Genomic DNA, 20,828 nt, shown 5'->3' with positions numbered 1-20,828 from the left:
CGAACAAAATTCTTACGCCTGTCGAGATAGCTTTATAATTTAATAACACTCACTACACGGCCCGCACCTACATCGCCTGAAATTTCATTCGAACTCGACAGATTTTTTCTTCCTCTGCATAAATAGCGCTTGTCAACTCACAATTTTTCTTATAGTAATCAAGCTCTTCAGGATATTTTTCTACACTTTCTATGTACGAAAATATTTCCTCCCTCGTCATAGAAGAAATTTTACTCATAACAGAAAGCGAACTATAGAAGCCATCACCACTAACGCCTGTATCTAAATACAACAACTCCACCAATCTTGACGATGTCAACGCGGTTAGGCACGCTATTTTCTCGATTCCAGCTTCCTCACCCGGAAATATAGACTCGTAAATATTAGCGCAATAAACATCCCTATATCTAATCCAAGCCCGCTCACCCTCCAAAAGCAAATCCCTATTAAGGAATTTTGGATCCGCAATCAACATCGAGTACTGCTCATTAAGTTTTTTATCAATTTTTTTGTAAGAAGCATCTGCACACTGAAAAATATCTTTAGTGATAACACTATTTTTATTGCAGTCACCGCCAGCAAAAGTTGACGAAACCCAAAAAAAACTGAAAACGCTAACCATTACTTCCAACAATCGCATTTCAAACCTCTCTCAAAAAGTTTCGCCTCATCCTCTCGGCGGGTTATTAGCCCTCCAAGCCCAGCTTTTCCCTCCCAAAGTCTTTTCATCGAGCGCAGCCTAGAAGGAATTTTTTCGGGCATACGACTCAATAGATCATCGTTAATTTGCTTCATCTCCAAGCGAGAATCGGTATTTGGACGAGTAAAGGAGTTACCTCTATTGACCACAAGAGACAGTAATGCTCCCTGGCAGTGCGGATGCAAATCCATCACTCCGGGATAAGCATCAATCACTAACTGCGCATAACGTTTTTTCATTCTCACGGCAAGAGTTATAGAGTTATCTTCACTAATGGATATATGCCTTACAGAACTTAAGATACTTCTGGCTTGGTCCCCTTGCCTCCCGACAGCGCCTATTAAAATTTCAATATCAGACTGAGTATAGAGCTGAGCAAGATCTTGACGAACTTGCAATACCGATTGCTGCCCTAAATCATACCCATATCCAATAGTCACTCCGCTAGCACCAGCAGGTACGTAAGGGTATTTGCTATACCCTTCCTTTTCCAAAATAAACTGAAATGATTCTTTTGAAACGATAAGGAAACCGGCCAACCCCTCCAACGTATAAGTTTCAACAACACATTTTTTTGGGCACTCAGTATTAAACCTTGTGGCTAACCCAATCGGATGAAAGTGATACGCACTCCCCCATGAAGGCAACCCCACTTTCTCCGCGACATCCCTCCACCATCCCATCTGCGCAATCCGCTGCTTTTCCGCCAGCCAGTGCAGATGCGGTGTCGAGCCGCTATGGCCGAGCAATTCATCCAGTGCGTCCCAGACCTTGGGCTGGTGAAACCACTCGCTTTCCTTGTACAGGATCATCTGCGAAATCGACTGCGCATGAGCCGGACGCTCAAGGGCCGCTTGCAATTCGGTGGCCGTCATCTTGCCGTCGCGGTTGCGATCGATGATTTCGTACAAGCGGCTTTTCATCGGGCCCTTGTCGTCTTTTTCGGCGATGGGACGATAGCGCTCGCGTTGCGCGTCGCTGAAACCGTCGATGGCGCTGAGAAAGGAGGCCAGCAAATGTTTGGGTCTGCTGTAGTCGATGATGACGCCATAGCCTTCCCAGGCCCACGGACTGACCCAAGGCGTTACGCCTGTCTCTTCACACACCCAGCCATCGAGCAGATTGCTGTCGGCGTCGTGGAGCAAGTTTTCCAGGCGATACCAGGTGCGGGCTTTGCGCGTCGGGGTCGCGGGCACCTGGATTTTTCGGTCTGCCGGCAGATCATCGAGCAACTTCTTCGGGACCAGCAAGTCGGCGGCACTGAGTGGACTGGAAGGACTCGACATCTGCAATTGCGCAGCGGTGGTATTGCCTTCAGGCGGCACCACGGGTGTGCCCTTGGCGAGCTTCAGCCAGGTTTTTTCTTTTTCCGGCAGGCGTTGGGCCCAAGCGCGACTGGCGTCGAGGAACACCTCGATGTCATCGCCCGTGAAGGTTTCCAGGTGCAGCTTCTCTACCGGTTGATTCGTGTCACCCTCTTGATACAGGCCGAGATGGCCGATCAAGTCTCCCGCCTTGATCGCCACGGGCTGCTCCAGCACCACGACCTGATCTTTCGCTAGCGGCTCAATGGCGCCGTCCAGCGAATCAAAACTCACATACTGGTTGATGCGTTCAAGCTTGCGAAACTCGCCCTCGCCACTGACCGTGACCTCCGAATCAACCGCTAAATTGAAAATGACGTTATCCGCAGCAATCACCGGTTCGGCCCGGACATTGACGGTCTTCTTCGACGAACTGATGCGGGTCTGTTTGAGGTCCGGGTTTTGGAGCACCTGGATAGAGAGATAACCCTTGATCGAACCATCGGGGTTGAGCAGTTTGGCCGGTCCCAGGCTGCTCTCCAACTGGCGAAATTGCCCGGTGCCGCTGATGGTCACTTCGGCGCCTCGCGGCAGAAAATCGATTTCCCGGCCATGCCACCGGTTATACACCTTCAGACCACGCTGCTCAGGCTGCCCGGGGAGAGGGTCGTTCGCTGTCTGCTTGACAATAAAGGTCGCACGCTCGGGCCAGAATGTCGGGCGGGCGGTGGTCGAGTCCTGCCGATACTTCGCCCAATCCTGCAAATGCATGTACAGGCTGTAAAAGGTCAGGCTGGGTGGGATGTCCGTGCTGCCTTCGATCTTTGGCGGTTGGAGGCAATGGCGGACCAACACGAAGTTGCGCGAGAAAGGTTTCTCGACCGTTTGTTCATCGGTGAAGTAAGCGGTTTTCGGCGAATCCGTATCGATGCGATAGGCCACCACTTCGCCGTCGGCCAGGCAGTGCACGCTGGATTGATCAAGGGTGCCAGCAGTGCCGCTGTCGAAGTGCACGCCGCCGTGCCACAGGCCGTTGCGTCCGAGTGGATAGTAGCCAGCCACCGCTTTGGCCAGGTGGGTCAGTTGATCCAGCGGATTGCCTTTGGCCTTGAAGGGATGGCACCAGTTTTTCACCGGTTGCAGCGTGGCAGTCTCGGACACCGGAGGCGGGGGTGGGGGGAAGAGGCTGGCCTTGGCCAGCGGCGAGATCGGGAGGCTCGGCCGCTCAAATTGCGGGGGCTTGCGGTTGTCTTGAAATCCAAAAAAACGGGAAAGCAAACTGACCATGTTGAGTGTTGCTCCTTGTCTGGCATGAGCTGACATACGAGGAGGCTTCATTTCCACCCTCGTTCAAGCGCTCGACAGCTTTCTGGAAGCTGATAAGGGTTGAAATAGGATGGTTCCGAAATGCGCGTAGGACGCGTCCGGATGTTGGGCTATCGGATCTGCAGGATCTGTAGGAGCCTTTGTGGCAGCGCGCACCCACAAAAGGGACAGGCGGCGGTCAACTGCCCTTCCATTCCCTGGGGCTCAATCCCGTCTTGCGCCGAAACGCCCGGGCCAGCGCCGAGGGGCTCTCATAACCAACCTCCTCGGCAATCAGCGCAATCGGTCGGCCCTCGCGCAGGCGTTTCTGCGCCAGGCTGATGCGCCAGCTCACCAGGTAATCCACCGGCGTCTGCCCGACCACCCGGCGAAAGTGTTCGGCAAAACTGGCCCGCGACATGTTGGCGGCGACCGAGAGTTCGGCCACGCTCCAGGCCTTGGCCGGGGTTTGATGCATCAGGCTCAGGGGGCGCGCCAGGCGCGCATCGGCGAGGCCGGCCATCATGCCCGGTTGCTGGCCACCGGTACTCAGGATGTGCCGCAGCAACAGGATCACCAGCAGTTCAAACAAGCGATCCATTACCGCTTCACGCCCGCATGTACCGTCAAACGCCTCGTTGAACAGCCACTCCAGGGTCCCGGCCAGCGCCGGGATTTCATTGAGCTTGAGCACCAGGTAATCCGGCAGTGCCGCCGCCAGGGCATTGCCCGCGCCGCCGTCAAAATCCAGGGTTGCGCAGACCAATTGCGTGCCGGACGCTTCTGAGGCGAGCAGGCGATGCCGATAGGGCCGGGGGAAAAAGATCAGGGTCGGCTCGCTCAGTTGCAGGTCCGGTTGATCCCCCAGCCTGAGCCGCAACTCACCCGCCTGAAGCAGGTGCAAATGACCGCCGGCCTGTTGGCCGTCGAAGGCGGCGGTACCGCAAAACGTGCCGCTATGGAACGTGCCGGCATTGACGCCAAAGTGTGTGAGCAACGTGGACAAGCGATCCATGACAAGACTCCCGAGGGCAGTTCTGGACGATCTGTCGCATATCCTCGACGATTTGCACCCAACACGCCAGGTGTTCTCCCTAACATCCGCTCCGTACCCGGCGCATTCCGCGCTTCACACCACGGAGTATCACCATGACCCGCATTGCCCCGATCAACCTGGAACACGCCACCGACGCCACCCGCCCGCTGCTGGAAGGCGTGCAGAAGAAAATCGGCTTTTTGCCCAACGTCTTCAAGGTATTGGCCCACGCCCCGGCGGTGCTGGCCTCGTACCTGCAAAACTCGGCCGCACTGGGCAAGACGTCCCTGAGCGCCACGGAAAAAGAAGCGGTGTTCCTTGCCACCTCCCAGGTCAACGGCTGCGATTACTGCCTGGCGGCCCACACGCTGTTCGCCGGCAAGGCCGGGCTCTCGGGCCAGGACATCCTCAGCGCACGTCAGGGTGAGCTTAACGCCTATGCCACCCTCGCCCGTCAGGTCACCGAAAGCCGTGGGCACCTGACGGTCGAGCAGATTGCCGCCGCCCGTGCCGCCGGCATCGACGACGGCAAGATCATTGAAGTGATCGCCCACGTGGCTTCGCAAACACTGACCAACTACCTGAACAACGCTGCGCTGACCGACATCGACTTCCCGGCCATCGACGCCTGAACGACTTGAATGACGGAGTACCCAACATGAACACCGTGACCCTGTACACCACCGACACCTGCCCGTACTGCCGCAACGCCAAGGCCTTGCTCGCCAGCAAAGGCGCGGTAATGGAAGAGATCAACATCCAGCGCGAGCCCGGAAAGTTCGAAGAAATGCTCAGCCGCAGCAACCGCCGCAGCGTGCCGCAGATTTTCATCGGCGACACGCATATCGGCGGCTTCGACGACCTGGCCAGGCTGGACCGTCAGGGTGGGCTGATGTCGATGCTGGCCTGAACAGGTCAGGTATTGGTTTTCAGCTTGGTCCACAAGCGCGTGCTCAGGCGTGCGATGGCCGCGGGCAAGTCCTCGACGGTGAACAGCTTGTCCATCACGGTTTTCGGCGGATAAATCGCCAGGTCCTGCTTCACCGCCGGGTCGACATAGGCATCCGCCGCGCTGTTGGGGTTGGCGTAATGGATGCTGTTGCTGATGTTGGCGATCACCTTCGGCTGCAGCAGGTAGTTCATGTAGGCGTAGCCGTTGTGCTCATGGGGCGCGCTCTTGGGCATGACCACCATGTCGAGCCACAGCGTGGAACCTTCGTCCGGGATCGAGTAGGCAATATCGATCCCGTTTTTGGCTTCCCTGGCGCTGGCGGCGGCCTGCACGATGTCGCCGTTGAAACCGATCACCGCGCAGACGTTGCCGTTGGCCAGGTCGCTGATGTACTTGGACGCATGGAAATACTGCACGTAAGGCCGGATTTTCAGCAGGGCCTGCTCGGCTTTCTTGTAGTCGGCCGGCTCATGGCTGTGGGGCGGCAAACCCAGGTAATTGAGGGTGATCGGCAGGATCTGCGTCGGGTTGTCGATGATCGCCACCCCACACTCGCTGAGTTTCCTGATGTTGTTCTCGTCGAAGAACAGGCTCCAGGAATGGGTGACGTCGGTGTTGCCGAAGATCGCCTTGATCTTCTCGACGTTGTAACCGATACCCGCCGTGCCCCACATGTAGGGGAAGCCGTACTGGTTACCCGGATCGTTGACCTCGAGTTTCTTCATCAGCGCCGGGTCAAGGTTCTTCCAGTCGGGCAGCTGGCTCTTGTCGAGTTTCTGGATGGCCCCGGCCTTGATCAGGCGCGACAGGAAGTGGTTCGACGGGCTGACCACGTCATAACCGGTGTTGCCGGTCATCAGCTTCGATTCCAGCACTTCGTTGCTGTCGTGGATGTCGTAGGTCGCCTTGATCCCGGTTGCCTGGGTGAAACTGGGCAAGGTGTCGTCGGCGATGTAACCGTTCCAGTTGGAAATGTTGACGGTTTCGTCGGCATAGGACGCGGCGGAAAAGGTCGAGATCAGGGCCACAAGGGAAAGCGTATTGACGCGCATGTTGAATCACCTTCGATGGGAAGTGCTTTTGTTCTTGTCGTGAAACGGGTGTGTTCAGATTTCGCTTCTGGCCCGGACCGCTTCCACACGCATACGCAGCATGGCACCGATATCGAGCAACGGCTTGGGCGGCAGCCAGCCGGGCTGCGCCCGTTGGATGACCGAGTGCAGCAGCGGCGATTCGCGACCCGAGGCCCACTCCGCCAGCAAGCGGCCCCACAGCGTGCCCCGCGCCACGCCGGAGCCATTGCACCCGGCCACGGCGAAAACGCCCTCCTCGACCTTGGCGAAATACGCTTGCCCGGAGCGCGAAGCGCTGAGGTGACCAGTCCAGGTGTATTCGATGTCCTGCTCGCCGAGCATCGGGAACCGCCGCTGCAACCCCAGCACATGGTGCTGGCGACGGGTCGACAATTCGCCCGGGGACAGATCCCGGGAGCGGTATTCCGCGGTATTGCGGATCATCACCCGGCGATCCGGCGTCAGGCGCACCGTGGCGCCCAACGGGCGGGTTGACAGCACGCCCCAGGACGCAGGCGCCCCCATGGCCTGAAACTCTTGATCGCTGAGCGGCCGCGTGAGGCTGGCGCTGAGCTCCATGGCAAAGGTGCCGCTGTCATCGATACCCGCACGAGGCACAAAGGCGTTTAGGCACACCAGTACTTGCCTGGCCTCGACGCAGCCGTTTTGGCTGCGGGCGCGAATCCGGCCGTCGCCCAGGCGCTCAAGGCCGGTGATATCGGTGTTTTCACAAACCGTCACGGTCTGCGGCAAGGCCTCGAGCAAGCCCTTCACGTACTTCGCCGGTTGCAGCAGCGCATTGCCGTTACCGCACCAGATCGCGGCGCGGTAATGCCGGCTGCCGAGTTTCTCGATCAATGCCTGGCCCTGCAGAAAATGCGCGTTGGCGCCAACGGCACGCAGGGTCTGCAGCTTGGCCTCGACGTGGGTCAGCTTGTGTGGATCGCTGACGGCGAAGAAATAGCCCGATTCCCTGAAGTCGCACTCGATACCGTGGCGGGTGATCTGCTTGCGGACTTCGTCGGCGGCGGCGCGGCCGATGGCCGTATCCACCTGATACCCGGCGAACCCGGCGCTACCCACCAGCTCGCCAGCAGCGGGATGCTCGTGGGCCACCACGAAACCGGAGTTGCGCGCCGAAGCCCCCTGCGCAGCCCGCTGGCGATCAACCACCACAATGCGGGCCTTGGGGTGCATTTGCGCGAGCGCGTGCGCCGCACTGAGGCCGGTGATGCCGCCACCGATAACCAGCCAGTCGGCGTGTTGCGTGCCTTTGAGCGGATCGCGCAGCGGAGAACTCCCCGCTTGTGCAATCCAGCCACAGATATTTTCCATGCGTCACCTCTGGTTCTTGTTCTGCCGGCCGCCTCGTTCCAAAACAACATTGCATGCAGGATTCGCATCAGTGGTTTTCGAGAACGGCGGCAATGACTAGAATCTAAAGGCTCAAAACACGGACAACCAACGTTATTAAATCATCGAGGCATTCTGAAAACGCATGGATAAAATTCGCCACGTGCCCTCGTTGCAGGGCTTGCAGGCCTTGGTCGAGGTTGCCGGGTCAGGCAGCTTCACCCAGGCGGCGCAAAAGCTCTGCCTGACCCAAAGCGCCGTGAGCCGACAGATCCAGCAGTTGGAGAGCCACTTCGGTGTGCCGCTGTTTGTCAGGAGCAGCCGCAGCATTCAACTGACCGCGGAGGGCGAGCAGGTACTGGCCAGCGCCCGCAGCATCCTCGAGCAACTGCGGACCCTCGAAGAGCGGCTCGCGCCAAAGGAACGCCCGTTCCGCATCCGCATGCACGTGTCGTTGGCGGTGCGCTGGCTACTGCCCAAGCTGAGCGATTTCTACCGGCATCACCCGGACGTGTCCCTGGCAATCGAGACCGTGGCCACCGAAGTGGTTGAGCCGGCCAGTGACAGTGACGCCTACATTCTCTATTTGCCCGAGCCATCCGCAGCGCCCGATTGCCTGGCCCTGTTCGAGGAAGCCCTGGTGCCGGTGTGCGCGCCGGGCCTGGGCAACCCCGGCCGGCCGATGACGTCGCTGGCAGATTTATCGGGGTTCGCCCTGTTGCACCGTTCTTCCGATCAACAGGACTGGCAGGCCTGGCTGTCGGCCAACGGCGGCCTGTCGTTGCAGGACTATCGGCATATCCCCTTCAACCTCGACGAACTGGCACTCGACGCCGCCGCCCGGGGCCTGGGGGTGGCGATGACCGACATGACCCTGGCGGGTGAGTCGATTCAACGCGGCGAACTGGTGGTTCCGTTCGGTGAGCCATTGAAGACCCGGGGGATCTACTCGCTGTGCCTGCAGCCCTCGGCCGCCGCGCATCCCGCCTGTGGGGCGGTGATGCAATGGTTTACCGCGCAAGCCACCGCATAACCCTGTGGGAGCGGGCTTGCTCGCGAAGAGGCCTTCACATTCAAAATCAATGTCAACTGACACAACGCTTTCGCGAGCAAGCCCGCTCCCACAGGAATCAATCATCCTCATGCAACTTGATGCCGCGTTTATGCAACACATGGGGCACCACCAGCACCAGCAACGTCAGGGCGAGGAAGAACGCCGAGATCGGTTGCGTGAGGAACACCATCCAGTCGCCCTCGCTGATGGACAAGGCGTTACGCAGTTGTTTCTCGGCCATCGGCCCCAGCAGCATGCCGACGATCACCGGGGCGACGGGGAAGTCGAACCGTCGCATCAGCACCCCGCCCCAGCCAATCGCCAACATCAGGATCAGGTCGAAGGATGAGTGGCGCATGCCATACACGCCGATGGTGGCGAAGACGAGGATGCCGGCGTTCAGGTACGGTCGGGGAATTTGCAGCAGCCTGACCCACAGCCCCACCAGCGGCAGGTTCAACACCAGCAGGATCACGTTGCCGATATACAGCGAGGCCACCAGCGTCCAGACCAGGTCGGCGGAAGTTTCGAACAGCATCGGCCCCGGTTGCAGGTTGTAGTTCTGGAACGCGGCCAGCAGGATCGCCGCGGTAGCGGAGGTCGGGATGCCCAGGGTCAGCAACGGCACCAGGGATCCGGTCGCACTGGCATTGTTGGCCGCCTCGGGACCGGCAACCCCTTCGATGGCGCCCACGCCCTTGTTGGCGGAAAACTCCTTGGGGTAGCGGCTGAGCTTGCGCTCGGTGGAGTAGGACAAAAAGGTGGGGATCTCGGCGCCACCGGCCGGAATCGAGCCAAACGGAAAACCGATCAGCGTGCCCCGCAGCCACGCCGGCACCGAGCGTTTCCAGTCCGCGCGGGTCATCCACAACGAAGTCAGGCGGTGCCGTCCTTCGTTGGATTCCCCTTGATAGAGCAGGCTGTACAAGGCCTCGCCAACCGCGAACAACCCGACCGCCACCAGCACCACTTCGATACCGTCCACCAGTTCGGGCACGCCGAGGGTGTAGCGGGCGATGCCCGAGGTTGAGTCCAGACCGATCAGCCCAATGGTCAGCCCGACGCCGAGCGAAGCAAACCCTCGGAGCATGGACGCACCAAGCACCGCCGACACCGTGGTGAACGACAGCACGAGGATCGCGAAGTATTCGGTCGGACCGAAATTCAGGGCCAGCCTGGCGACGATGGGTGCAAACAGCGTCAGCAGAATCGTGGCGATGGTGCCGGCGACGAATGAGCCAATCGCCGCCGTTGCCAGCGCCGGCCCGGCCCGGCCGTTGCGCGCCATCAGGTTGCCTTCCAGGGCCGTGACCATGGACGACGATTCACCGGGGGTGTTGAGCAGGATCGAAGTGGTGGAGCCACCGAACTGTGCGCCGTAATAGATACCGGCGAACATGATCAACGCGCCTGTGGGGTCGACTTTGGCGGTGACCGGCAACAGCAGTGCCACCGTCAGCGCCGGACCGATCCCCGGCAACACGCCGATGGCGGTGCCGAGCAGGCAGCCGATGAACCCCCACATCAGGTTGATCGGCGTCAGCGCCGCTGAAAACCCCATCATCAGGCTTGAAAGAATGTCCACGGTGTCGATCTCCTCTCACAGCCAGACGTTGATCAGCGATGGCAGGGAAACCCCCAGCCCGGCGTTGAACAGCCAGTAGATCGGCAGGGTCAAGGCAATGCCGATGGCCAGGTCCCGCAGCGGATGACGGCTGCCAAAACCCCGCGCCGAACAGGCAAACAGCAACCCGGCGGCCAGCACAAAGCCGATGAGATTGATCAGCGCCGCCACCCCCACCAACCCGCCAGTGACCCAGGCGGCGCCGGATTTGCCGCCAGGGATCACACCGTTGCCGCTGTCCAGTTCGCGAAAACCGCCGGTGAGTGCCTGATAACTCAGCAACAGGCCCACCACACCGAGAAAGCCGGCGACGATATAGGGGTAAACGTAAGCCGGCAGTATCACGAAGCCCATCTCGGCCGGAAAGCGGTTGGCCCCCACGGCCAGCAAGGCGCTCAGGGCGATCAGCCCAAGGCCGATCGCCAATTGCGCAGGAACGATTGCGCGTGATCCGGCCATCTCAAAGCAGCCCGACCTTGACCAGCATCGCCCGCAGACGCACGTGCTCTTCGTCGACGAATTTGCCGAAGTCATCACCGGTCAGCACGCTCTCGGTCCAGGCATTGGTTTTGATGTTCTCTTGCCAGACGTTGCTTTTGCTGGCGGCCAGGACCGCGTCGGTCACTTCCTTACGCTGCTCGGCCGTGAGATTCGCCGCACCGTAGACGCCGCGCCAATTGCCGATGATCACGTCGTAGCCGCTTTCCTTGAGGGTCGGCGCATCGATCCCCGGGACACGCTCGGGCGCACCGATGGCCAGCACCCGGATCTGGCCGGCCTTGATGTATTGACCCAGTTCGGCGTAGCCCCCGGTGAGCACCTTGATCTGGCCACCCAGGGTCTGGGCCACGATTTCACCCCCGCCGCCGGTGGCGATGTAATTGACCTTGTTGACCGGGACATCCAGCTTGCCCGCCAGCTCGGCGATGCCGATGTGGTCGATCGACCCCTTGGAACCCCCGCCAAAGGTCACGCTGGTGGGCTTGTCCTTGAAGTCCTTGATCAGGTCATCGAGGGTCTTGTATGGCGAATCCTTGCGCACGGCAATCACGTTGTATTCGGTAAACAGGCGCGCAATCGGCGTCACATCCTTCAGGCTGATCTGCGGTTTGTTCTGTTCGATGCCCGCGACCATGATCGCGCCGACCACCAGCAATGCGTTCGGGTCACCCTTGGTGCTGTTGGCAAACTGCGCCAGCCCCAGGGTCCCGCCCGCCCCGCCCTTGTTCTCGAAGGTCACCGCCTTGGCCGTATTGGCTTCGAGCATGGCCTTGCCCAGTACCCGGGCGGTCTGGTCGTAACCTCCGCCCACTGAGCCTGGGGCCATGAATTTCACGGTATCCAGTGCGAAGGCTGGCGCGACAAGCATGGCAGCGGTCACACCAGCGGCCATGCAGCGACTCAAACGTTGGATCAAAGCGGACATGGGCATCTCCTGATTGCATTGTTTTTATAGGTGCCGCTTGCCCATCGCGGTGCTCGACGGGCATGGGCCTGCGAACAAGCGTAGGCCATGGATCCGCGGGTTGATCCGTTTTGCTGAAACCACGCGCCAAAGGACTGTAGGAGCGAGCGTGCTCGCGATGGACGTCAACGATAACGCGGGCTGTCTGAATCCCCGCGGTGTCTCGGCGTTTTTCGCGAGCAAGCTCGCTCCTACAGGGTTCGCGGTGTTCCGGGCGGTGTTTCATTACAACTTTGTCATCAAGCTGTTGGTCGGCTGTCCGGATCGCCTCGTTAACCTGAACTCACTGTCAGGCCAACCACCGGCAGCCACCCTGCCCTTGTAGAGAGAGATCCGTCATGAAAATGTTGATCCTTGGTTTTGCCGCCCTGCTCGCCACCGGTTCGGCGTTTGCCGCGACTCAATCCACGTCCCCGGTCATCCACGACAAGGACGGTTTTTATGTGGACGTGGATGTCGCCAAAGTGCTGTCCATGACCGACCTCAATGGCCAGTGCGGCATCGTGCCGGCGCAGTTCAACTACCTCGACCACCAGGGTCGCGAGCACCAGCTGGACTATCAGGCCCTGGGCGTGAATTGCATTGGCGAGAACTGATCGCATGCCTGTATTGACGATCGATTGGGCTACACTTGCGCCATCGGCTTGCCCCTGTAGCCCGACCGAATCAGGCAGACTTTCATGAACATCCTCGTAGTCGAAGACGAACCCAAGGCCGGCAATTACCTGCTCAACGGCCTGCAGGAACTCGGATACACCGTGAGCCTGGCGCGGGACGGCGTCGATGGCCTGCACCTGGCCCTGGAACACGATTTCGATGTGATCGTGCTGGACGTCATGATGCCGAAGATGGACGGCTGGGAAGTCCTGCGCCGCTTGCGCAAGGAAGCCGACACACCGGTGCTGTTCCTCACCGCCCGGGATGACATCGCCGACCGTGTCAAAGGCCTGGAACTGGGCGCCGACGATTACCTGATCAAACCGTTTTCCTTCGCCGAGCTGGTGGCACGCCTGCGCACCCTGACCCGACGCGGCCCTACCCGGGAAGAGGAACACCTGCACGTCGACGACCTGCAGATCGACGTGCTCAAGCGTCGCGTCAGCCGCGCCGGCAATCGCATCACCCTGACCAACAAGGAATTTGCCCTGCTGCACCTGTTCGCCACGCATCAGGGCGAAGTGCTGTCACGCTCGATGATCGCCTCGCGGGTCTGGGACATGAATTTCGACAGCGACACCAATGTCGTCGATGTCGCCGTGCGCCGCCTGCGCCTGAAAATCGATGACGCGTTCCCGCTCAAGTTGATCCACAGCGTGCGCGGCATCGGCTACCGCTTCGATACTCAACCATGAATGCCATGACACCGTTGCAATCCGCCTCGCGTCTGAGCCACTCCCTGACCCTGCGCCTGGCGCTGGTGTTTGCCCTGCTGGCGTTTGTCTCGCTGGGGCTGCTGGGTGTCGCGCTGTACCGCGACCTGGAGCGCGAGTTGGTCCGTCGCGACGACATTGCCCTGATCACCCGCATCGACCAGTTGCGCACCTTCCTCAACGACAGCAACACCCTGGACCTGATCAAGGCCAAGCCGGCGCTGTTCCAGAACATGATGGGCAACCGCGAGGCCCTGCTGACCATCGGCACCCCTGGCCAACCGCCGTTGCTGGTAGTCAACCCGGGCAACCTGCAGATGCCGGTGCTGACCCCGGTGGCGATGGACCATCGGCTGACCCTGGACGACGTGCAGCATTTGCCCAACGTCAATGGCGTGCCGTTTTCCGCCCTGGCGGCGACCATCGACTCGGGTGACCTGGGCAGCCTGCAAGTGGTGACCGGGCGCCTGATGACCGAACGCACCGCCGTGCTCGCCGACTACCGCTTCAATGTGTACCTGTTCGCCAGCGTCGCGGCGATCCTGCTGTCGCTGTCCGGTTATGTGCTGGTGCATCGCGGCCTGTTGCCCGTGCGGCGTCTGGCCCGGCACACCCAGAGCATCGACGTCGGCAACCTCAATGAACGCCTCGACAGCCAGGGCGCGCCAACGGAACTGCTGCCGATGATCGACGCCTTCAACGCCATGCTCGACCGGCTGGACAAAGGCTTCATACAACTGGGCCAGGTATCGACCGACATGGCCCACGAGCTGCGCACGCCGATCAACAACCTGCTGGGCGAAACCCAGGTGGCCCTGCAGCAGAACCGCAGCACAGACGCCTATCAGCAACTGTTGGCCTCGAACGTCGAAGAGCTTGAACGCCTGGCGCGCATGCTCGACAACATGTTGTTCCTGGCCCGTACCGATCCGCGCAGTGCCTTGCGCCAGCGTCAGGAACTGGATGCCGCCGACGAAATGCAACGCATGGCCGATTACTTCGAAGGCCCGGCGACCGACGTTGGCATCTGCATCAATGCCCAGGGCAGCGGTCTGATCTGGGCCGAACCCATGTTGCTGCGCCGCGCCCTGGCCAACCTGTGCGCCAACGCCATCAAGTACGGCGCCCCGCATTCCGAGCTGTGCATCCATGCCAACCCGACGGCCGACGGCATCCAGGTGCAAGTGCGCAACCACGGCCCGACCATCGCACCCCACCATCTGCCACGGCTGTTCGAACGCTTCTACCGGGTCGATGAATCCCGCGAGCGCTCGTCCCAATCCAATGGCCTGGGCCTGTCGATCGTGGCGACGATCATGCAACTGCACAACGGCGCCTGCCATGTCAGCAGTACCGACGGCATCACCTGCTTCGAGCTGTTTTTCCCGGCGCGGCAACAGCATGAGTAACGCCCGGGCGAAAGCCACCCGGGGCACTGGCGACAAAACATCACTCGAGGGTGCGTGTCATGGCCTAACCTCATTGGCTAAGTGACCAACAACCCGTCGAGCACGCCGATGTGCAATGTATTGAAGTCAATGATCTGTGTCGCCTTCGCGCTTCTGGTGGCAAGCCCGGGCTGGCTGTTGGCGGCCCCCATGGCCGACAGCCTTGCCCCTGCCGCCACGCCACCGATCATCAGCATCCCCGACAACGATCTGCTGGGGCTGCAAAGCCAGTTGAACAACCTCAAGCAGCAGGTTTCCCTGGCCAGCAATTACACCCAACTGGAAAGCGCCCAGGATCTGGTGCAAGTACTCATCAAGGATGTTGACAGCCTGTCCGCATCGCTGCTGCCCGGGCAGGCGCAGTTGCAGGCGCAACTCAACGTGCTGGGGCCGGTGCCCCTGGCCGAGAACGCCCAGGTGACGTCGGCCATTACCTCCCAGCGCGACACCCTCGGCGAGCAGAAAAGCAGGATCGATAGCCAGCTCAAAACCCTGGAAGCGCTGAAAAAAAGTGCCGCCGAGCTGATCACCCAGATCGCCAGTATTCGGCGCAGCCTGCTGGAAGCGGAAGTCACCCAGCAAACCACCAGCATCCTGAACCCGGTTTTCTGGGCGCCTTTGTTCAATCTTCCGGCAGAGGACCGTCTGCGTTTCAGTGCGCTCATCGAGCAACTCGGGGCCACGCACCGGGCGGCCTGGCAACCCGGGCAACGCGCGATCACGGCCGCCCTGCTGATGCTCGCCCTGGCCATCTGGACCGTGGGCAGGCGGCTCGCCGGCCGGGGTCTGGCGTGGCTGTGCATTCATCGAATGCCCGAAGGCCGGTTGCGCCGCAGCTCCCTTGCCTTGGCGTCAGTACTGGCGACGGTGCTGACCGCCGGCGCAGCCTTGCAACTGCTGCATTTTGCCGCGACCCGGCAACTGCCCTACACCCCGCTGCTGGCCGATCTGGCGCAGTACCTGGAAAAGCTGGCCTATACCTGCGTGCTGATTACCGGGTTGAGCCGCGCACTGCTGTCGACCAAACATCCCTCATGGCGCCTGCCCGATATTGCCGATCCGGTGGCACTGGCGATGGCGCCGTATCCCAGGTTGCTGGCAAGCCTGCTGCTGGTGCTGGTGACACTGGTGCAGATGAGTAATGTCACCGGCATGAGCGCCGAAGTGGTGTTGCTCGGCCGCGGCATCGTGGCGCTGGTAGCGGCCCTGGTGATCGGTGCGCTGCTGTTGCGCGTCAGCAAGACGCGCCGGGACCTGATCATCGCCGGAGAAGCCCCCGAAGGCGTCAGGACCTCCGCCGGCCTGATTTATGCGTTTACCGGTGTTGTCGTGGTGGTGTCGCTGTTCGCCCTGATGATCGGCTATGTGACGATGGCCCGGTTCATCACCTATGAAATGGTCTGGATATTCATCATCTTCGCCGGTTTCTACCTGCTCACACAGGTTTACCAGGACACCTGCGATTACGTTTTCTCATCCCGGCAACCCACCGGCAAGACCATCAAGCAGCTGCTGGGCATCGGCAATCCGCGCCTGGAGCAGATCTGCACCGTGTTATCCGGGGCGGGCCGCGCCATCCTGATACTGATTGCCGTCATTGCGTTGTTCGTCGGCGGGATCGGCACGACACTCGGGCAACTGGTCACCGGCACGGTGGCCATACTCGGCGGTGAAGGGCTGCGCGCGCTGAACATCGTCCCGGACAACTTGATGCGCGCCGTCCTGACACTGATGATCGGTGTCTATCTGATCCGCACGCTACGCCGCTGGCTGGACAAGGAGTTCCTGCCGAAAACCGAGATGGACCCGGGCATGTGCGCCTCGCTCAGCACCCTGTTTGCCAATCTCGGCTACGCGTCGGTGGTGCTGTTGACGCTGTCGTCGCTGGGAATCAAGTGGACCAACCTGGCCTGGATCGTCAGTGCCCTGTCAGTGGGTATCGGCTTCGGCCTGCAGGAGATCGTGAAGAATTTCATTTCCGGCCTGATCCTGTTGACCGAGCGCCCGGTGAAGGTCGGCGACCTGATCAGCATCAGCGGCGTGGAAGGCGACATTCGCCGGATCAACGTGCGGGCCACGGAAATACAACTCGCCGACCGCTCGATCATGATCGTGCCCAACTCACATCTGATTTCGCAGAACCTGCGCAACGTCACCCTCGGCGGCAGCGCCCAGGGCGTGGTGATACTTGAACTGATGTTCCCGCTGGACATCGACCCTGAGCAAGTACAGAACCTGCTCTACGACACCTTCAACGAACATGAATCCATTCTGGATAAACCGGCGCCATTCTTGCGCTTCAGCCAGCTGAAACCTGAAGGCATCACGCTGACCATCACTGGCTACGTCGCCAGCCCGCGCACGGTCGGTGCGATCAAGAGCGCGCTGCTGTTTGAAATTCTCAAGCGGCTGGGTGCCGCTGGCATTGAACTGGCGAAACCGCCTGCTGCTTGATCACGTAGTCAATTGTAGGAGCGAGCCTGCTCGCGATGGTCGCTAACGATAACGCGAACTAACTGACAAAGCGCATTAGCTTGACGTTTTTCGCGAGCAAGCTCGCTCCCACAGATTGATCAATGTGCGATGCACACCGACTTGAGCTCGGTGTAAGCCTCGATCACCGCACGGCCGAACTCGCGGCCCATGCCCGATTGCTTGACGCCGCCGAACGGCATCGCCGGGTCGAGCAGCACGTGGGCATTGACCCACACGGTGCCGGCCTCGATGCGTGGCACCAGGTTCATGGCCTTGCCCAGGTCGTTGGTCCACAGGCTGGCGGCCAGGCCGTAGCGATTGTCATTGGCCAGTTCGATCACGGCGTCTTCGTCGTCGAACGGCATCACGCCCAGTACCGGGCCGAATACTTCTTCGCGGGCCACGGCCATGCTGTGGTCGATGTCCGCCAGGATGGTCGGCTGCACGAAGAAACCGTCGCCTTGCAGCAACTCACCGCCCGTCACCACCCGCGCACCTTCCTTGCGGGCCAGTTCGATGTGCTTGAGCACGCTTTGCTGTTGCTTGCGCGACACCAGCGGGTTGATCGCCGCGTCGCAGTTCATGCCGGCGCCAATCGGCATCGCCGAGACGGCGGCGGCCAGGGCTTCGACAAACTGGTCATGGATCGAACGGTGCACATAGAAACGCGAGGCCGCTGCGCAGACCTGGCCGTTGTTCAGCAAGCCACCGAGGATCGCGCCTTGCACGGCTTTCTCGATGTCGGCATCGGCGAGCACGATCATCGGGTTCTTGCCGCCCAGCTCCAGGGAGAAGCGCGTCATGTTCTCCATGCACGCTACGCCGACGCTCTTGCCCACGGCGGTGGAACCGGTGAACGACACTTTGCTCACCAGCGGATGCGAGGTCAGCACGCCACCGACCGAGGCGCCGCCACCGGTGACCACGTTGAACACGCCAGCCGGGATGCCCGCTTCCAGCGCCAGTTCGGCCAGGCGCATGGCGGTCAGCGGGGTTTCCATCGCCGGCTTGATGATCACGGTGCAACCGGTGGCCAGCGCCGGCATCAGCTTCCAGGCCGCGATCAGCAGCGGGAAGTTCCACGGCACGATGCCGACCACCACACCGACAGGCTCACGCTTGGTGAACGCGGTGAACTTCGCACCTGGCGGCAACGGGATCGACACGTCGAAGGTCTGGCCTTCGATCTTGGTCGCCCAGCCGGACATGTAGCGCATGAATTCCACGGTGGCGTTCAGGTCCAGCGCGCGGGCCATGTTGATCGACTTGCCCTGGCTCAGGGTTTCCAGCTGGGCCAGTTCTTCGGCGTGCTCTTCGACCAGACGGGTGAAGTTCAGCAGGATGCGCTCACGGTCCGCCGGGCGCAGGCCCGACCACACGCCGGATTTGAAGGCCTTGTGCGACGACTGCACGGCGCGCTCGACGATTTCCAGCGGTGCATCGAGGGTTTCGCACAGGGTTTGCCCGGTGGCCGGGTTGACCACGGCGATGCTGTCGCCCTCGGCAAACACCCACTGGCCATCGATGAAGCAGCCGTGGCGACGTTCGAGGAATGCAGCAACCTGGGGCAGGATTTCAACGTTGCTCATAATTCACCTTTCATTCAGACGATGTGTTCAGGCGCAAATCCGGCCTGATCAGTGTTGTTCTTTAAGGAAGCACGCAACGGCCTGGCGGTCGTCAGCAGAAGCCAGGCCCATGTACGGCATGTAGGTGCCCGGCACGTAGGCCTGGGGCTGGGTGATCAATTGCGTGATGTTCTCGGCTTGCCAGTCGACGTCCTTGTCACGCATGGCCTGGGAGTAGCTGAAGCCCGGCAGCGAGCCGGACTTGCGTCCATACACACCGAACAGGTTCGGTCCCATCATGCCGGTCGTGCCCTTGGTCACCGCGTGGCAGACGCTGCATTCAGTGGCGAACACCTCGGCACCACGTTGGGTATCGGTGGCGCACTCGGCAGCGGACACCGCCTGAACCAGGGTGAAGGACAGCAAACCGACCAGGGACAAACGCAGCGAAGTGAACATAAGAAACCGACCTTGAAAATCCGCGCGCTCGCCGCCAGGCGAACGCCAACACAAATAATGCCGAGGCAGGGAGCTTCGGCAGGTTGGTAGGGATTGTCGGCGGTCGCCGGCCCGCGGGTTTTGCCCTGCGTGCCAGTTGTGTTGGCCGGGCTGCCAAACCGGGCAATCTGGCATGCACAGCCAACTTATTGGCAAACAGGGAAAAGGGCAGGGAAAAGTCGGGCCTTAGTATCTAAAAAGACCGCAAACCTGCGCTCAAGAACAAGAACGGATGCCACACCATGCTCAAGTCCCCCTTGCTTCGTCTCTCGACTCTCGCGCTGATGATCAGTGCCGGCCAGGCCAGCGCCTATGAGCTGTACGCCGATGACGACAGCCATCTGAACGCCACCCTGGAAGCGGCGTTCGGCATTTTCCACAGCCAGGAAAACTACGCCCTGTCCGGCCGCCTTGACGAAGGTTCGTCGTCGTGGCGCGAGGGCTACATCAAATACGGTTTGAGTTTCGACAAGGGCCTGGGCGGTGCGGGCACGGCTTACGGCGCGGGCAACCTGCTCAGCTCCGGCACCTGGGGCGACGGCGATGCCGCCGGCTTCAGCGACGGTTCGGAACGCACCACCAAGTTCGAAGACGCCTACCTCGGCTGGCGTTCCGCGGACCTGTTCGGGGCGCTGGGCAAGGACGGCGTCGACCTGTCCTTCGGGCGTCAGAACATCATTGTCGGTGATGGTTTCCTGATCGATGGCGATGCGCTGAACATCGGCAAAGGCCTGGCCGACGGTGAATTCAACCGTGGCGGCGCCTACTACCTGGCGGCCCGCAAGGCCTTCGACGAAACCGCGGTATTGCGTCTGGGCGGCAAGGAAGGCTGGCGCAGTGACCTGATGTGGCTCAAGTCCGACAACCGCGCCCAGGCCAAGACCGAAATGTACGTCGGCACCCTGGAGCACGTGGCCGAGGCCGGTACGGTCGGCCTGACCTACATCAAGACCACCGACGTCGACGAAGAGTTCGCCTCCCCGGCGCAACTCGAACGCGACGGCATGAAGACCTACAGCGTACGCGCGACAGGCAATGCCGGGGTGAAAGACCTGTTCCTCTCCGGTGAATACGCCAAGCAGGACAAACCCCACGCCTCCGACGAAGACGCCTGGTACCTGGAAGCCGGCTGGACCTTCTCCGACGCTGCCTGGAAACCGAACGTCAGCTACCGCTACAGCCGTTTCTCGGAAGGCTACGACACCTTGTTCTACGGCATGAGCCGTGGTTTTGGCACCTGGTTCCAGGGCGAAGTGGCGGGCAACTACGCCGGCCCGTTCAACACCAACTCGCGCATCCAGACCGTCGGGCTGAAAGTCTCGCCGCTGGAAAACCTGAACCTCGGCGCGCTGTACTTCAACTACGACACCATCGACCGCAACCTGGGCAACACCGATGGCCACGAAGTCGACCTGTATGCCGAATGGCACGTCAACGACCACCTGACCGTGATGCCGCTGGTAGGCATCTACCAACCGGACAAGAGCGCTGACAACGGCGGCACGCAACTGGGTAACAACGACCAGAACGTTTACACCCAACTGCTGTTCGTCACTGGTTTCTAATTTCGGTCACGGGCAACGGCGCTGTCGTTGCCCGTGTG

Annotated in this window: 19 protein-coding genes; 9 read left to right on the top strand and 10 right to left on the bottom strand. The window is 60.7% G+C overall.

Annotated features, from left to right (window positions below):
* Positions 1-67: 67 nt before the first annotated feature.
* From ACLD1X_RS21995 to ACLD1X_RS21985, 3 genes are all read right to left on the bottom strand, one after another.
* A complete protein-coding gene (locus ACLD1X_RS21995) occupies positions 68-640 on the bottom strand; it encodes a lysozyme inhibitor LprI family protein (RefSeq protein WP_429371247.1) in 573 nt (190 codons plus the stop codon).
* Positions 622-3,291 (bottom strand): hypothetical protein, encoded by a 2,670-nt coding sequence (locus ACLD1X_RS21990; protein WP_429371245.1) that lies wholly within the window; start codon positions 3,289-3,291, stop codon positions 622-624. Before ACLD1X_RS21990 ends, ACLD1X_RS21995 begins: the two co-directional genes overlap by 19 nt.
* A gap of 217 nt (positions 3,292-3,508) precedes the next feature.
* Entirely contained in the window at positions 3,509-4,324 is an 816-nt protein-coding gene (locus ACLD1X_RS21985; protein ID WP_429371243.1) for a cupin domain-containing protein, read from the bottom strand.
* Between the two features lie 134 nt (positions 4,325-4,458).
* On the opposite strand from ACLD1X_RS21985, the gene ACLD1X_RS21980 reads away from it, so the two are divergent.
* Positions 4,459-4,977: a carboxymuconolactone decarboxylase family protein gene (locus ACLD1X_RS21980; RefSeq protein ID WP_429371241.1), complete on the top strand. Its 519-nt coding sequence runs from the start codon at positions 4,459-4,461 to the stop codon at positions 4,975-4,977.
* 26 nt (positions 4,978-5,003) lie between these two features.
* On the top strand, positions 5,004-5,255 hold the full coding sequence (gene grxC, locus ACLD1X_RS21975) for a glutaredoxin 3 (RefSeq protein WP_429371239.1): 252 nt from the start codon (positions 5,004-5,006) through the stop codon (positions 5,253-5,255).
* A 5-nt stretch (positions 5,256-5,260) separates the two neighbouring features.
* Here the strand turns inward: grxC and ACLD1X_RS21970 are convergent, their stop codons facing one another.
* Together ACLD1X_RS21970 and ACLD1X_RS21965 are read right to left on the bottom strand one after the other, a co-directional pair.
* A complete protein-coding gene (locus ACLD1X_RS21970; RefSeq protein WP_429371237.1) occupies positions 5,261-6,349 on the bottom strand; it encodes a polyamine ABC transporter substrate-binding protein in 1,089 nt (362 codons plus the stop codon).
* Between the two features lie 54 nt (positions 6,350-6,403).
* Complete coding sequence (locus ACLD1X_RS21965; protein WP_429371235.1) at positions 6,404-7,705, bottom strand: NAD(P)/FAD-dependent oxidoreductase; 1,302 nt, start codon at positions 7,703-7,705, stop codon at positions 6,404-6,406.
* 163 nt (positions 7,706-7,868) lie between these two features.
* Here ACLD1X_RS21965 and ACLD1X_RS21960 point away from each other — a divergent pair, with 163 nt between their 5' ends.
* Positions 7,869-8,756 (top strand): LysR substrate-binding domain-containing protein, encoded by an 888-nt coding sequence (locus ACLD1X_RS21960; RefSeq protein WP_429371233.1) that lies wholly within the window; start codon positions 7,869-7,871, stop codon positions 8,754-8,756.
* Positions 8,757-8,853: 97 nt separating this feature from the next.
* On the opposite strand, the gene ACLD1X_RS21955 is transcribed toward ACLD1X_RS21960, so the two are convergent.
* Genes ACLD1X_RS21955 through ACLD1X_RS21945 form a run of 3 tightly spaced genes read right to left on the bottom strand, consistent with a single transcriptional unit; the run spans position 8,854 to position 11,827 of the window.
* Positions 8,854-10,362 carry a tripartite tricarboxylate transporter permease gene (locus tag ACLD1X_RS21955; RefSeq protein WP_429371231.1) on the bottom strand — a complete coding sequence of 503 codons (1,509 nt, stop codon included), beginning with the start codon at positions 10,360-10,362 and terminating at the stop codon, positions 8,854-8,856.
* Between the two features lie 15 nt (positions 10,363-10,377).
* Positions 10,378-10,860, bottom strand: coding sequence for a tripartite tricarboxylate transporter TctB family protein (locus ACLD1X_RS21950; protein WP_429371229.1), 483 nt, complete (start codon positions 10,858-10,860; stop codon positions 10,378-10,380).
* 1 nt (position 10,861) lies between these two features.
* Complete coding sequence (locus tag ACLD1X_RS21945) at positions 10,862-11,827, bottom strand: Bug family tripartite tricarboxylate transporter substrate binding protein (RefSeq protein WP_429371227.1); 966 nt, start codon at positions 11,825-11,827, stop codon at positions 10,862-10,864.
* 100 nt (positions 11,828-11,927) lie between these two features.
* On the opposite strand from ACLD1X_RS21945, the gene ACLD1X_RS21940 reads away from it, so the two are divergent.
* The 5 genes from ACLD1X_RS21940 (at position 11,928) to ACLD1X_RS21920 (ending at position 17,138) form a co-directional block, all read left to right on the top strand.
* Positions 11,928-12,191: a hypothetical protein gene (locus tag ACLD1X_RS21940; protein WP_429371225.1), complete on the top strand. Its 264-nt coding sequence runs from the start codon at positions 11,928-11,930 to the stop codon at positions 12,189-12,191.
* A 13-nt stretch (positions 12,192-12,204) separates the two neighbouring features.
* The gene (locus ACLD1X_RS21935) at positions 12,205-12,462 is read left to right on the top strand and encodes a DUF2790 domain-containing protein (protein ID WP_429371223.1); all 258 of its coding nucleotides are present in this window, start codon (positions 12,205-12,207) and stop codon (positions 12,460-12,462) included.
* Between the two features lie 84 nt (positions 12,463-12,546).
* Positions 12,547-13,218 carry a heavy metal response regulator transcription factor gene (locus tag ACLD1X_RS21930; protein ID WP_429371221.1) on the top strand — a complete coding sequence of 224 codons (672 nt, stop codon included), beginning with the start codon at positions 12,547-12,549 and terminating at the stop codon, positions 13,216-13,218.
* On the top strand, positions 13,215-14,645 hold the full coding sequence (locus ACLD1X_RS21925) for a heavy metal sensor histidine kinase (RefSeq protein ID WP_429371219.1): 1,431 nt from the start codon (positions 13,215-13,217) through the stop codon (positions 14,643-14,645). Before ACLD1X_RS21930 ends, ACLD1X_RS21925 begins: the two co-directional genes overlap by 4 nt.
* Positions 14,646-14,753: 108 nt before the next feature.
* Positions 14,754-17,138, top strand: coding sequence for a DUF3772 domain-containing protein (locus tag ACLD1X_RS21920; RefSeq protein ID WP_429371217.1), 2,385 nt, complete (start codon positions 14,754-14,756; stop codon positions 17,136-17,138).
* A 119-nt stretch (positions 17,139-17,257) separates the two neighbouring features.
* On the opposite strand, the gene ACLD1X_RS21915 is transcribed toward ACLD1X_RS21920, so the two are convergent.
* Positions 17,258-18,748, bottom strand: coding sequence for an aldehyde dehydrogenase family protein (locus ACLD1X_RS21915; RefSeq protein WP_429371215.1), 1,491 nt, complete (start codon positions 18,746-18,748; stop codon positions 17,258-17,260).
* Positions 18,749-18,796: 48 nt separating this feature from the next.
* Positions 18,797-19,186, bottom strand: coding sequence for a c-type cytochrome (locus tag ACLD1X_RS21910; protein ID WP_429371213.1), 390 nt, complete (start codon positions 19,184-19,186; stop codon positions 18,797-18,799).
* 281 nt (positions 19,187-19,467) lie between these two features.
* On the opposite strand from ACLD1X_RS21910, the gene ACLD1X_RS21905 reads away from it, so the two are divergent.
* Positions 19,468-20,790, top strand: a complete 1,323-nt coding sequence (locus ACLD1X_RS21905) for a hypothetical protein (protein WP_429371211.1) — start codon at positions 19,468-19,470, stop codon at positions 20,788-20,790.
* Positions 20,791-20,828 lie beyond the last annotated feature (38 nt).

Origin of the sequence: Pseudomonas sp. 18173 (genome assembly GCF_050432945.1) — a bacterium.
GTDB lineage: Bacteria > Pseudomonadota > Gammaproteobacteria > Pseudomonadales > Pseudomonadaceae > Aquipseudomonas.
This window is presented reverse-complemented; position numbering and strand designations above follow the sequence as displayed.